Genomic DNA, 14,078 nt, shown 5'->3' on the forward strand with positions numbered 1-14,078 from the left:
GTCTGGCGCTCACTGCGCACCCTCCGGCCCATCGGCCAATGTCTTCAGCTCCTTGGTCCGCTGCTCCGTCAACGTCGCCTTGCATCCGGTAACGAGCATCGGCTCCATCGTCCCGCCCCGCGCCTCAAATCCTTCCGCCTCGCATTGGCCATCGCGATAATCGACCCAGGCGCGCTGCGCCTTGACCAATGCTTTTTCGGCACCCTTTTGGTCGTCTTCGAGATCCGCATCGGTGGCAACCATTGCCGCGCGCGTCTTTTTATATTGCTCGTTCAATGCCTTATCGGCCTTGTCGTAGTCCCGCTGCGCGCAGATGTTCATGTCCATCTGCGTTTGCGCATTGGCGCAGTCGACCTCCGGCTCGTCCGGATCATTTTGCGCATAGGCCGAACCGCACATCAAAACAGTCGCGACAAACGCGCTGGACGCAAGCAATCTCAAGGACATGCTATCTCCTATACGCCTCAGAGCTTGCCCATGATCTGCTGGCGGAAGCCATAGACCTCGCGCTTGCCGGAGAGTGGGATCAGCGTCACCGAGCGCGTCTGGCCCGGTTCGAAACGCACTGCGGTCCCTGCAGGAATATCGAGACGCATGCCCTTGGCCTTGTCGCGGTCGAAGGCGAGACCACCATTCGTCTCGGCAAAATGATAGTGGCTGCCGACCTGCACCGGGCGGTCGCCGGTATTGGAGACTTCCAGCGTTACCGTCGGTGCGCCGGCGTTCAGTTCGATGTCGCCGCTTGCGGCAAGAATTTCACCTGGAATCATGGCTTTTTCCCTTGCCGTCGTTCAGCGGATCGGCTCGTGCACGGTCACGAGCTTCGTTCCATCCGGAAACGTCGCCTCGACCTGTACGTCGTGGATCATCTCGGCAATCCCTTCCATCACCTGGTCACGGCTGATGACATGGGCGCCGGCTTCCATCAGCTCGGCGACCGGGCGGCCATCGCGAGCGCCCTCGACGACGAAATCGGTGATCAGCGCGATGGCTTCCGGATGGTTGAGCTTAACGCCGCGCTCCAGCCGCCGCCGCGCAACCATTGCCGCCATGGAAATCAACAGCTTGTCTTTTTCTCTCGGAGTGAGGTTCATCGCCTACCTATGTGATTGCTATTGCTTGAACTACAGATTCCAGACTTTCGGCACTGGCGCTGCGTTGCGCAAGGCGGAAATGACCGGGATCAGGATTTTTCTGAGAGCGAAGCCGTCGGGTGCCGCGAGCCGCACCACCAGCTTGTCGCGCCATTGGCTGACGCCGCCCATGTGCCCCTCAACGAGAGGCCGCACCTTGGCGAGATAGGTCTCCGCCAGCGGTCCGGCATAGAGCAGGGTCGCGAAAGCCACTTGGCCGCTCAGAACAGCACGCTCGGCCGTCAACGCCGCGACATCACCGTCGAGCCGCAGCTCCTCGGCATGGATCAATCGCCCAGCGCGGCGGATGCGCCAGCGGTCGCGAAACAAGCCCTGCGCCATCGCCTCACCCATGGCTTTGCGGCCGAGCAGGATTGCTTCGACGGCCAGAAATTCGGCGGTTTCGTCGAGATCGACAGCGAGCTTGCGCGACAGCGAGGCGCGGTCAAACAGAATGGTTTCCTGCGGCAACCAATCGACGCGCGCGCCAGCGCCGACCTTGATGGAAGTCACGACTTCGGCGGTGCCTGCGGATGCCTTGTAAATCTTCTCGCAGGCCTGGGTGGTCGCATCGATGCGCGTGCCCGGCCCAGCGACGATGCTCCAATCCATCCGGTCGCCGCCGGTCAGGCCACCGGCCGTGTTGATGATAACGGCTTCCATGGAATTATCGAACGTATCGGGCAGACGAATCTTCGCCGCACCGTCCTGGAAAAGTTCGGCAAGGCGCGTGCGCCCATCAAGCGCCTTAGCCGCCAGATGGCCGCGCCCGCGCGCCCTCTGCGGTCTTGTGCTCGCCGCTGCCATCACCATTCCGCTTCTCCACTCATCACATCATGCCATCGCGGATCATTGAAACCCGTCGAAGAACAAAAGCAAGCAATTTCCGTGCCTTATGAAGCCACACGGAACATTGGCCGGCTGCGGCGGATATCCGCTGCATTTTTCACCAGATGATGAAAAGAACGGCAATGGCTTCACACCGTCAGGTGCCTGCGGGCCTCCGGCGTATCCAGCGTCTCCGCCAGCCCCTCATGGACGATCTCGCCGCGATCCATGATGTAGACGTAATCAGCAAGTTCGCGGCAGAAATCGAGATATTGCTCGACCAGCAGGATCGCCATGCCGGTGGAATCCCTGAGATAGCGGATCGCCCGGCCGATATCCTTGATGATCGACGGTTGAATGCCTTCGGTCGGCTCATCCAGCACCAATATTTTCGGGCGCGTCACCATCGCCCGGCCGATCGCCAATTGCTGCTGCTGGCCGCCGGAAAGATCGCCGCCACGGCGCGACAGCATGGATTTCAGCACCGGAAACAGATTGTAGATGTCCTCGGGAATGTTGCGGTCGCGGCGTGGCACGGGGGCGAACCCCGTCTCCAGGTTTTCCTTCACCGTCAATAGCGGAAAGATCTCGCGCCCCTGCGGCACATATCCGATGCCATGCTTGGCGCGGGCAAAGGGCGCCATGCCGTTCAGCGTTACCCCGTTGAAGGCGACCGAACCTGCCGATAACGCATGCTGGCCGGTAACAGCGCGCAGCAGCGAACTCTTGCCGACACCGTTGCGACCGAGCACGCAGGTGATCTTCCCCATCTCAGCCTTGATGGAGATGCCGCGCAGTGCCTGAGCGGCGCCATAGTGCAGATTTGCGTTTTCGACTGTCAGCATCTCATCGCCCCAAATAATTCTCGATCACCTTCGGATCGTTGCTGACGAAATCGATCGAACCTTCGGCCAGCACAGAGCCTTCCGCAAGGCACGTCACCTTGACGCCAAGGTCGCGGATGAAGCCCATGTCGTGCTCCACCACCACCACGGACCGCGTCTTGGCGATCTCCTTCAGCAGCACCGCCGTCTCCGCCGTCTCGGCGTCGGTCATGCCGGCAACGGGCTCATCGACCAAAAGAAGCTTCGGCTCCTGCGCGAGCAGCATGCCGATCTCCAGCCATTGCTTCTGCCCATGCGAGAGATTGGCCGCCAGTTCGTCGCGCCGGTGAGAGAGGCGCACCGTGTCGAGGATTTCGTGGATGCGGTCGCGATCTTCCGGCGTCAGGCGGTAGAAGAGCGTCGAGAAAACACCGCGCTTGCGGTTGAGCGCCAATTCGAGGTTATCCCAGACCGTATGACTTTCGAACACGGTCGGCTTCTGGAACTTGCGGCCGATGCCAAGCTGGGCGATGTCGGCCTCGTCCTTATTGGTCAGATCGATCTGGCCGTTGAAGAACACCTCGCCCTGATCCGGCCGCGTCTTGCCGGTGATGATATCCATCATCGTCGTCTTGCCGGCGCCGTTCGGGCCGATGATGGCGCGAAGCTCCCCCGGCTCGATGACGATCGACAGCGAATTCAGCGCCTTGAAGCCATCGAAGGAGACGGAGACGTTGTTGAGATAAAGCATGCTGTTAGGCTTGATGTCCGGGATCATGGCTTCACTCCGCCGCCTGGATGGTCGTCTTGTCGGCTTCGTCTTCCTCGACCGTGGGCTTTGCGCTGACCGGCTTGCGATCGCCGCCGATATATTGCGCTATCGTGCCGACAATGCCCTTGGGCAGGAGCAACGTCACTGCAACGAAGAGGCCGCCGAGCGCGAAGAGCCAGAAATCGGGGAACAGGCCAGTGAAGATCGTCTTGCCGCCATTGACGAGGATGGCGCCGATAATCGGGCCGATCAGCGTCGCCCGGCCGCCGACCGCTGTCCAGATGACCACTTCGATGGAATTGGCGGGAGCGAATTCGCCGGGATTGATGATGCCGATCTGCGGCACATAGAGGGCACCGGCAATGCCGGCCATCATCGCCGACACGACGAAGACGAAAAGCTTCATGTGCTCAACGCGGTAACCCAAGAAGCGCGTCCGGCTCTCCGCATCGCGCACGCCAACCAGCACCTTGCCGAATTTCGAGCGCACGATGGCCGAGGACAGCATCAGTGCCAGCGCCAGAAACAGCGCAGTGATGGCGAAGAGTACGGCGCGCGTGCCATCGGCCTGGATGTTGAAGCCGAGGATATCCTTGAAGTCGGTCAGACCGTTATTGCCGCCGAAGCCCATGTCGTTGCGGAAGAAGGCGAGCAGCAGCGCATAGGTCATCGCCTGTGTGATGATCGACAGATAGACGCCGTTGACGCGCGAGCGGAAAGCGAACCAGCCGAACACGAAGGCAAGCAGACCGGGAGCCGCCAGCACCATGATCATGGCGAACCAGAAATGATCGAAGCCATACCAGAACCAGGGCAACTCCTTCCAGTTCAGGAACACCATGAAGTCCGGCAGGATGGGATTGCCATAGGTGCCGCGCGGTCCTATCTGCCGCATCAGATACATGCCCATCGCATAGCCGCCGAGCGCGAAGAAGGCGCCATGGCCGAGCGAGAGAATGCCGCAATAGCCCCAGACGAGATCGAGCGCCAATGCCAGCAGCGCATAGGTCAAATACTTGCCGAACAATGACATCAGATAGGTCGGCACATGCAGCGGGCTGGTTTCCGGCAAGGCCAGATTGGCGAGCGGCACGAGCACGGCCACAGCCAGCAGGATCGCGATGGCGATACTGATGCGGCGGTCGAGCGAGCGGAGGAGAAAGGCCGTGATCATGCTTCCACCGCCCTTCCCTTGAGGGCGAAGAGCCCGCGCGGACGTTTCTGAATGAAGAGGATGATGAGGACGAGAACCAGGATCTTGCCGAGCACCGCCCCCGCATAGGGCTCAAGGAACTTGTTGAGGATGCCGAGCGAGAAAGCGCCGACCAGCGTTCCCCAGAGATTGCCGACGCCACCGAAGACGACAACCATAAAACTGTCGATGATGTAGCTCTGGCCAAGGTTTGGCGAGACGTTGTCGATCTGCGAGAGCGCAACGCCTGCCATCCCCGCAATGCCCGACCCCAGGGCAAAGGTGAAAGCGTCGACCCAGGGCGTACGAATACCCATGGACGAAGCCATGCGCCGGTTCTGAGTCACCGCCCGCATCTGCAGCCCGAAGGCCGAACGCTTCAGCAGCAACAGCAGGGCGACGAAGACGCCGAGCGCGAAAACGATGATCCAGAGACGGTTCCAGGTGATCGAGAGGTAGCCGAAATCGAAGGAGCCCGACATCCAGGAGGGATTGCCGACTTCCTGATTGGTCGGCCCGAAGATCGAGCGCACCGCTTGCTGCAGGATCAGCGAAATGCCCCAGGTGGCGAGCAACGTTTCCAACGGCCGGCCATAGAGAAAACGGATGACGCCGCGCTCGATGACGAGGCCGACGGCGCCGGTCACCAGAAACGCCACCGGCAGTGCGATCGCCAGCGACCAGTCGAAGAGTTCAGGATAGGAGCTACGGATGACGCTCTGGACCATGAAGGTGGAATAGGCGCCGAGCATCACCATCTCGCCATGCGCCATGTTGATGATGCCCATGACGCCGAAGGTGATGGCAAGCCCGATAGCGGCAAGCAGCAGCACCGAGCCGAGCGAAAGCCCGTACCAAACATTCTGCACCGCATCCCAGATCGCCAATTGGCTTTGGATGCCGGCAATGGCGGCCGCGACATCGGGCTTCAGGCTGTCGTCTACGGAGACAGAAGAGAGAATGCCGATGGCGTCACGTCCGCCTTCGTTCTTGATCGTCTCGATCGCCGCCTTCATCTGCTCCGGCGAGCGATCGGAGCCGAGCACAGCAACCGCGCGCGCCCTCTCGAGCACGCCGCGAATTTCGCCGTCCTTTTCGTTCTTTAACGCCGCCTCCAATGCCTCCAGCGAATCCGCGCTTGGCGATTTCAACACGGATTGCGCCGCCTCCAATCGGACGCCGCGATCCGGGCTCATCAGCGTCAGGCCACCGAGCGCCGCGCGGACCGAGCGACGAAGATTGTTGTTGATCTTGATTTTGCCGAGGTTGCCCTTGGCTTCCTGGCCCGCCGCCTGTCCGGTCAACGGATCGATCAGGGCCATGACATCGCCCGAAGATTTGGCGATGAAGACCTGATTGTCGGATTTGCGGACATAAAGATCGCCGTCCGAAAAGGCCTGCAGCGTCGGCACCACCTTGGGATCGCCAGTCTTGGCGAGGCTCTTCACGATCTCATCCGCCTGCTGGAAGTTCGCCGGACCCAGCGCGTTGATAAGACTATGCGCATCCTCCTGGGCACGCAGCGCTGTCGCCGTCAGCGCCAGCATCAGGCAAAAGCCGGCGGCAAGCGCCACGGCCATGCGGTAAACGAATTTGTCGAACATCGCGCGTCCCCTCATGCTGTCGCGGGCAGAGGAGCCTGCCCGCGACGAGCGCACACTAAAAGCTGAACTCAGGAACCCTTGCCGCCGCACTTGCCGGTGGAGACGTTGAAGTTGCCGCAGTTAAGCGGCATACGCCAATCCGAGATCAGGTCCTTGCTATCAGGCAGGTAGTCCGACCATTCCTTGCCGACCACTGCAGGGGTCTGCGAAACAACGTCGAACTGGCCGTTCTCCTGCACTTCGCCGATCAGCACCGGCTTGGTGATGTAGTGGTTCGGCATCATCGTGGCGTAGCCGCCGGTAAGGTTCGGCACGGAAACGCCGACGAGCGCGTCGATCACCTTGTCCGGATCGGTCGTACCGGCCTTTTCGACGGCCTTCACCCACATGTTGAAGCCGATATAGGCGGCTTCCATCGGGTCGTTCGTGACCCGCTTGTCGTTCTTGGTATAGGCGTGCCATTCCTTGATGAATTCGGCATTGGCAGGCGTATCGACGGACTGGAAATAGTTCCAGGCGGCGAGATGGCCGACCAGCGGCTTGGTGTCGACGCCAGCAAGCTCTTCTTCGCCGACGGAGAAGGCGACGACCGGAATATCTTCCGCCTTGACGCCCTGGTTGCCGAGTTCCTTGTAGAAGGGAACGTTGGCGTCGCCATTGATGGTGGAGACGACCGCCGTCTTCTTGCCGGCCGAGCCGAAGGCCTTAATCTTCGAGACTTCCGTCTGCCAGTCGGAGAAGCCGAACGGCGTATAGTTGATGATGATGTCTTCGTCCTTGACGCCCTTGGACTTCAGGTAGGCTGCAAGGATCTTGTTGGTCGTGCGCGGATAGACGTAGTCGGTGCCTTCAAGAACCCAGCGCTGCACGCCTTCGTTCTGCATCAGGTAATCGACGGCAGGGATCGCCTGCTGGTTCGGGGCAGCGCCGGTGTAGAACACGTTGCGCTCGGATTCTTCGCCCTCGAACTGCACGGGGTAGAACAGGATCGAGTCCAGCTCCTTGAACACCGGCAGGACCGACTTGCGCGACACCGAGGTCCAGCAACCGAACACGGCGGAAACCTTGTCCTTCTGGATCAGCTCGCGGGCCTTTTCGGCAAACAGTGGCCAGTCGGAGGCCGGGTCAACGACGACGGGCTCCAGCTTCTTACCGAGAACGCCGCCCTTCTTGTTCTGCTCATCGATGAGCATCAGCATGGCGTCCTTCAGCGTCGTTTCCGAAATCGCCATGGTGCCGGAAAGCGAATGGAGAACGCCAACCTTGATGGTGTCGTCGGCCGCAAAAGCTCCATGAAATGCAGTCGTCGACATGATGGCGCCCAGAAGCGCGCCGGAGACAAGAGTCTTCAGTTTCATGTGTAGTTCCCCTCTTTTTGTCTGCTGCAACGGCCCGTAAACAAAGATTAACCGTTGCCTGCCGCGACTATCCGGCAGCACCGGGGGATTCCACATACGTAATATGACGTAGGAAACGGGGCGAAATGTGCAGCATATTAGCGGCCCATGCACTTAAGGGCTGCTGCATTCCGTGTTACGACATCGGCTAGACTTGGAAAGACTGCTGAAGGATGGGCATGGCGGCGCGGCAACGCATCATTCCGGTGAGACGCGAATATAACCGCTGGGTCGCGAACCAGACGCTGGAAGACTATGCGCTGCGCTTCACCGCCAAAAGCGCCCGGCAATTTTCGTCACAGCGCATCTCGCAGACGGCGATCGGCGCCATCTCTTTTCTGGCGCTGGAGGCGATCGGCGGCGCCATTACGCTCTCTTACGGTACGACCAACGCCTTCTATGCCATCATCGTTGCCAGCATCGCCATGCTCGCGATCGGCCTGCCGATCAGCCGCTACGCCATCCGCCATGGGGTCGATATCGACCTGCTGACGCGCGGCGCGAGCTTCGGCTATATCGGCTCGACCATCACCTCGCTGATCTATGCCAGCTTCACCTTCATGCTGTTTGCCATCGAGGCGTCCATCATGTCGGGAGCGCTGGAGCTGACGCTCGGGATACCCCTGTGGATCGGCTATATCGTCAGCGCCGTCATGGTTATTCCGTTGGTGACCCATGGCGTCCGTCTGATCAGCCGGTTTCAGTTGTTGACGCAGCCGTTCTGGATCGTCCTCAATATCCTGCCCTTCGTCTTCATCGCCTTTTCAGATTGGGGAAAATTCGATCTCTGGCGTGCCTTTGCGGGCATACATCATGCATCAGGTGCGTCCGGAACCGCCGCTCCCTTCGATCTCGTGGAATTCGGTGCCGCTTCCGCCGTGATCCTGGCGCTGATGTCGCAGATCGGGGAGCAGGCCGATTTTCTGCGTTTCCTGCCGCCGGAAGGCCGTCGTAAATGGCGGCATCACCTGGTGATCTTTCTTGCCGGTCCCGGCTGGGTGATCATCGGTGCACTGAAGCTACTGGCCGGCTCCTTCCTCGTCGTGCTGACGTTGAGTTCCGGTGTCCCCGCCGATCGCGCCGCCGACCCGGCGCAGATGTATCTGACCGCCTTCGGCTATATGATCCCCTGGCACAACGCCGCGCTGCTGTTGATGGCCGCTTTCGTCGTGGTCTCACAGCTTAAGATCAATGTGATGAACGCCTATGCCGGCTCGCTGGCCTGGTCGAATTTCTTTTCTCGGCTGACCCACAGCCATCCCGGCCGCGTCATCTGGCTGGTCTTCAACGTCGCCATCGCCCTGCTCTTGATGGAACTCGGCATCTATAAGCTGCTGGAGGAAACCCTCGGCATCTTTTCGATCATCGCCATGGCCTGGCTCTGCACGATTTCCGCCGATCTCTTCATCAACAAACCGCTCGGCCTTGCCCCTCCCGGCATCGAGTTCAAGCGCGCCCATCTCTACGACATCAATCCAGTTGGCTTAGGCGCCATGGCGCTCTCGGCGACGATTGCCCTCATCGCCCATTTCGGTGTCCTCGGTGCGGTTGCCGCCTCGCTCGCTCCCTATATCACCTTAGTCATTGCCTTCATCGCCTCGCCCACGCTCGCCTGGGCAACCAAGGGCAAATTCTACCTCGCTCGCAAGCCGCGCCAAAGCTGGAAGCGCCTGACCACCATCACCTGCTCCGTCTGCGAACATCCTTTCGAGCCAGAGGATATGGCCTGGTGCCCGGCCTATGCCGCGCCGATCTGCTCGCTCTGCTGTTCGCTCGACAGCCGTTGCCACGACATGTGCAAGCCGAAGGCGCGGCTCAACACGCAGGTCGGCACCGTCGCCAAGACCCTGCTGCCGGAGACCGTCGTCGCCAAGCTTGCTACCCGTCTCGGCCGTTATGGCATTGCTGTTGTGGTGGCGTTGACGGCCGTGGGCGCCATCCTGGCGATGATCGCGCATCAGGTCGGCTCCGCTTCGCCGGAAACCGCAGCGGTGGTCGACCGCACCATCCTGATCGTCTTCTTCGTCTTCGCCGTCATTGCCGGTGTCGTCTGCTGGTTCTATGTGCTCGCCCATGACAGCCGGGTCGTCGCCGAGGAAGAATCCTCGCGCCAGAACACGCTGCTGCTCAAGGAAATTGCCGCACATAAGAAGACGGACGCGGCTTTGCAGAGTGCCAAGGAGGCCGCAGAAGCCGCCAACCGCGCCAAGAGCCGCTACGTCGTCGGCTTGAGCCACGAATTGCGCACGCCACTCAATGCCGTGCTCGGCTATGCCCAGATCCTCGAGCGCGACGAGACTATCCCGGCGCCGCGGCAATCCTCGCTGAAGGTCATCCGCCGCAGCGCCGAACATCTTTCCGGTCTGATCGACGGGCTGCTGGATATTTCCAAGATCGAGGCCGGCCGGCTGCAGGTCTATTCCAACGAGATCAACATTCAGGATTTTCTCGACCAGATCGTCGACATGTTCCACCCGCAGGCACAGGCCAAGGGTCTCGCTTTCGTCCATGAGCGATCCGCTGCCCTGCCCGATTATGTCCGCACCGACGAAAAACGGCTGCGACAGATCCTCGTCAATCTGCTCTCCAACGCCATCAAGTTCACGGATACGGGCAGCGTGCGCTTCGAGGTCGGCTATCGCAGCCAGGTCGCTAGCTTCACCATCGCCGACACCGGCCGCGGCATCGCCGAAAAGGACCTCACCCGCATCTACGAGCCCTTCCAACGTGGCGAGGCCGACAGCGTCCGCCCGATGCCGGGCCTTGGCCTGGGGCTGACCATCACCCGATTGCTCACCAATACGCTCGGCGGCGAAGTCTCCGTCGTCAGCGAAAAGGACAGGGGCTCGACCTTCAAGGTGCGGCTGATGCTGTCGGCGGTGATCCGGCCGATGAAGCCACCGGCGCAGGAACAGCGCATCGTCAGCTATGAAGGCCCGCGCCGCACCATCGTCGTCGTCGATGACAATGAGGATCATCGCGAACTGATGCGCGAAGTGTTGTCGCCGCTCGATTTCATCGTGCTGACGGCCAATGGCGGACCGGACTGCCTGACGCTGATCGAAGGCATCAAACCGGATCTTTTCCTGGTCGACATCTCCATGCCGGGCATGAACGGCTGGCAACTGGTCTCGCGCCTCAGGGAGAGCGGCCAGATGGCGCCGATCCTGATGCTGTCGGCCAATATCGGCGACGGTGCCGCCGCCAAGGACAGTGACCACAGCCATAATGACGCCATCGCCAAGCCGATCGATATCCGCCAGCTTCGCGACAAGCTCGCGCTGCATCTCGGCCTGAAATGGGTCTATGCCGACGGCTCCGTCCCCGTCCTGCCGAAACCCGCCCTACAGATGAAAAGCCCGGGGATAGAGCATGTGCGCGAGTTGATGCGGCTTGGCGAGATCGGCTACGTCAGAGGCATCGAAGCGAAGCTCGCGGACCTTGCCAAGCTGGACGAAAACCAACCCTTCACCGACGCTCTGCGCACCTATGTCCAAGCCTTCGATCTCGCCGGTTTCCTGGATTTCCTGCGCAGATTCGACAATGAAAAGGTAGAACCGATTGGCTGAGACCGCCCTTCCCCGCGACATAGTCTTGCTCGTGGACGACTCGCCGGAGGCGCTCGGATTCCTGACCGACGCCCTGGAGCAATCGGGCTTCTCCGTGCTGATCGCGACATCGGGGCAGGCAGCGCTGAACATCGTCGATCGCATCACGCCGGACCTGATCCTGCTCGATGCCGTGATGCCGTCCATGGACGGTTTCGAGACCTGCCGGCGGCTCAAGGCCAATGCCGGCGTCGCGCAGGTGCCCGTGGTCTTCATGACCGGACTGACCGAAACCGAGCATGTGGTGCATGCGCTGGAATCCGGCGGCGTCGACTACCTCACCAAGCCGATCAACGTCGACGAACTGCGCGCCCGCATCCGCGTCCATCTGCGCAATGCCCGCTCTGCCCAGAGCGCCAGGGTGGCGCTCGACGCCGCCGGCCGGCACCTCTTGGCGGTCAAAGGCGATGGCGCTATCCATTGGTCGACACCGCAAGCGACGCGCCTCGTCAATGCCGCCACCGGCAGCGACGACGGCCTCGATCTCGTGGCGAAACACATCGCCGCCTTCATGCGCGAACGGCCAGGCTTCGGGCGCGACAACCCATTTTCCATCAACAACGGCAGTCAGGCCGCTCTGCAGCTCGCCTTCCTCGGCGCGATCGGCCCCGACGAATATCTCTTTCGCCTGACCGCCACCAACCAGCGCGCCGATGACGGCGTGCTGCGTCAGCATTTCGCGCTCACCCAGCGCGAATCCGAAGTGCTGCTCTGGATCGCCAAAGGCAAATCAAACCGCGATATCGGCGAAATCTTGGGACTGTCCGCCCGCACGGTGAACAAACATCTGGAGCAGATCTATGTGAAGCTCGGCGTCGAAAACCGAGCATCCGCGGCGGTAAAGGCAGCGCATGTGCTGCATGAGATGTAACTGAGGTCATCCTCCACCGCATGGCGGAGGGAAGGAATTAGGCCTCTCGATCCAACAGCTTGCGCCCTCCGAAAAACCACGGAAATGCCGTCGTTACCGCCTGAACGCAAAGAAGCCCGGTCAATGACCGGGCTTCCAGTTCGAACGCACCGCCGGTAAGCCGACGATACGGATGATTACTTTTCGATTTCGGCGTAGTTGTACTTGCCGTCGGAACCCTTGGACCACTTGTACATCACGTAGTCCGGACGGGTGATGTCGCCCTTTTCGTTGAAGCCGAGTTGGCCGATGGCGGTCTTGTAGGGGCCCTTTGCCTTCAGCGCGTCGGCAACAGCCATCGGGTCGCTAGATCCGGCAGCCTTTGCGGCGTCGGCGATGACCTGCATGGCAGCATACGCATAGAGCGTGTAGCCTTCCGGCTCATAGCCGGCAGCGCGGAACTTGGCGACCAGGTCCTTGGAAGCCGGGTTCTTGCGCGGATCCGGCGCGAAGGTCATCAGCGTGCCGTCAACGGCATCGCCGGCGATCGAAGCAAGTTCGTTCGAGACGATACCGTCACCGGACATGAAGTGAGCCTTGACGCCCTGGTCGGCCATCTGACGCATGATCAGGCCAGCTTCGGTGTGCAGACCGCCGTAGTAGACGAAGTCGACGCCGGCGTTCTTCATCTTGGCGATGAGGGCCGAGTAGTCCTTGTCGCCGGGGGTGATGCCTTCATAAAGAACTTCCTTCACGCCAGCGGCGTTGAGGTTCTTCTTGGTTTCGTCGGCAAGGCCCTGGCCATACGGGGTCTTGTCGTGAACGACGGCAACCTTGGCGCCCTTGAAGTTGTCGGAAATGTACTTGCCGGCAACTGCACCCTGCTGGTCGTCACGGCCGCAGGTACGGAAGGTGTTCCACAGGCCGCGTTCGGTGAAAACCGGGTTGGTGGAAGCCGGGGTGATCTGCAGGATGCCGTTTTCGGCGTAAACTTCAGAAGCCGGGATGGAAACGCCCGAGTTGAAGTGACCGACAACGAACTTCACGCCATCAGCGACGAACTTGTTGGCAACCGAAACGCCCTGCTTGGCGTCGGAAACGTCGTCGCCGAGTTCGAGCTTGATCTTTTCACCGTTGATGCCGCCGGCCGCGTTGATGTCGGCAACCGCCTGTTCAGCACCCTTCTGGAGCTGAGCGCCGAAAGCCGCGTTTGCACCCGTCAGAGGCCCTGCAACGCCAACGATGATGTCAGCCTTCGCAACGCCGCTAAGCGCGATCATCGCCGACAGAGCCACGGCCGACAGAAGATACTTCTTCATATTGTTACTCCCAATTTTTTGAGCGGGTTCCGTTTGATTTGCCGTGCGCAATACCCACCAATCATCGCGCCGGTAAGCTTGTATTTCGAAGTCTGGAGGGCATGATCCCGAAAGTGTCGAGCTGTTTTGGATAGGATCAAGCCCACCTTGTGTTCAGACTGAGCCTAGTTTCGGCGCACTGTCAATTCTTCTTCTTCCACGAGAAGGCAGAAGTTTTTTCATACAGCCAATAGTAGTTGTTCACCATCTGGTAGGTGCGGCGATAACGATACCCAGCCGTCGAGAAAATAAGGAGAAGAACCACATCGAGGATATAGTTGCCGAGGTCGAAAACCGGACCGTTGAACAGCGCATGATGCAGGAATTGCAGCCCGAGGCCGATCAGGAACGTATAGATCACCGCCAGCGGATACGAGTTCCAGTTGCTCGCCACAGCGCGGCCGGCACGCCATGCCGTCCAGAAACCCAAAAAAACGATAATGGCACGAATGACGAGGCGCCCGCCGCTATCGCTTTCGAAGAAAAGTCCTTGCATATCAAATTCTCCGCAG

Annotated in this window: 13 protein-coding genes; 2 read left to right on the plus strand and 11 right to left on the minus strand. The window is 60.5% G+C overall.

Going from position 1 to position 14,078, the window contains the following annotated elements; genetic code table 11:
• Positions 1-9 precede the first annotated feature (9 nt).
• The 9 genes from GGD50_RS06300 to urtA form a co-directional block, all read right to left on the minus strand.
• On the minus strand, positions 10-447 hold the full coding sequence (locus GGD50_RS06300) for a lysozyme inhibitor LprI family protein (RefSeq protein WP_107108951.1): 438 nt from the start codon (positions 445-447) through the stop codon (positions 10-12).
• Positions 448-464: 17 nt separating this feature from the next.
• Complete coding sequence (locus GGD50_RS06305; protein WP_107108952.1) at positions 465-770, minus strand: urease subunit beta; 306 nt, start codon at positions 768-770, stop codon at positions 465-467.
• Positions 771-791: 21 nt separating this feature from the next.
• A complete protein-coding gene (locus GGD50_RS06310; protein WP_028751899.1) occupies positions 792-1,094 on the minus strand; it encodes an urease subunit gamma in 303 nt (100 codons plus the stop codon).
• Between the two features lie 30 nt (positions 1,095-1,124).
• On the minus strand, positions 1,125-1,946 hold the full coding sequence (locus GGD50_RS06315; protein WP_107108953.1) for an urease accessory protein UreD: 822 nt from the start codon (positions 1,944-1,946) through the stop codon (positions 1,125-1,127).
• Between the two features lie 164 nt (positions 1,947-2,110).
• Complete coding sequence (gene urtE / locus GGD50_RS06320; protein ID WP_107108954.1) at positions 2,111-2,806, minus strand: urea ABC transporter ATP-binding subunit UrtE; 696 nt, start codon at positions 2,804-2,806, stop codon at positions 2,111-2,113.
• 1 nt (position 2,807) lies between these two features.
• Positions 2,808-3,563 (minus strand): urea ABC transporter ATP-binding protein UrtD, encoded by a 756-nt coding sequence (urtD, locus tag GGD50_RS06325; protein ID WP_107108955.1) that lies wholly within the window; start codon positions 3,561-3,563, stop codon positions 2,808-2,810.
• 4 nt (positions 3,564-3,567) lie between these two features.
• The gene (gene urtC / locus GGD50_RS06330; protein ID WP_107108956.1) at positions 3,568-4,731 is read right to left on the minus strand and encodes an urea ABC transporter permease subunit UrtC; all 1,164 of its coding nucleotides are present in this window, start codon (positions 4,729-4,731) and stop codon (positions 3,568-3,570) included.
• Positions 4,728-6,353: an urea ABC transporter permease subunit UrtB gene (gene urtB / locus GGD50_RS06335; RefSeq protein WP_107108957.1), complete on the minus strand. Its 1,626-nt coding sequence runs from the start codon at positions 6,351-6,353 to the stop codon at positions 4,728-4,730. Before urtB ends, urtC begins: the two co-directional genes overlap by 4 nt.
• Positions 6,354-6,421: 68 nt before the next feature.
• Positions 6,422-7,711 (minus strand): urea ABC transporter substrate-binding protein, encoded by a 1,290-nt coding sequence (urtA, locus tag GGD50_RS06340; protein WP_107108958.1) that lies wholly within the window; start codon positions 7,709-7,711, stop codon positions 6,422-6,424.
• Positions 7,712-7,929: 218 nt separating this feature from the next.
• On the opposite strand from urtA, the gene GGD50_RS06345 reads away from it, so the two are divergent.
• Positions 7,930-11,319 (plus strand): hybrid sensor histidine kinase/response regulator, encoded by a 3,390-nt coding sequence (locus GGD50_RS06345; protein WP_107109437.1) that lies wholly within the window; start codon positions 7,930-7,932, stop codon positions 11,317-11,319.
• Entirely contained in the window at positions 11,312-12,229 is a 918-nt protein-coding gene (locus GGD50_RS06350) for a response regulator transcription factor (RefSeq protein ID WP_107108959.1), read from the plus strand. Before GGD50_RS06345 ends, GGD50_RS06350 begins: the two co-directional genes overlap by 8 nt.
• A 176-nt stretch (positions 12,230-12,405) precedes the next feature.
• On the opposite strand, the gene GGD50_RS06355 is transcribed toward GGD50_RS06350, so the two are convergent.
• Positions 12,406-13,527, minus strand: coding sequence for a branched-chain amino acid ABC transporter substrate-binding protein (locus tag GGD50_RS06355; RefSeq protein ID WP_107108960.1), 1,122 nt, complete (start codon positions 13,525-13,527; stop codon positions 12,406-12,408).
• A gap of 181 nt (positions 13,528-13,708) precedes the next feature.
• Entirely contained in the window at positions 13,709-14,062 is a 354-nt protein-coding gene (locus tag GGD50_RS06360; RefSeq protein ID WP_107108961.1) for a DUF6867 family protein, read from the minus strand.
• Positions 14,063-14,078 lie beyond the last annotated feature (16 nt).

This window comes from Martinezella paranaensis (assembly GCF_014200235.1).
Lineage (GTDB): Bacteria > Pseudomonadota > Alphaproteobacteria > Rhizobiales > Rhizobiaceae > Rhizobium > Rhizobium paranaense.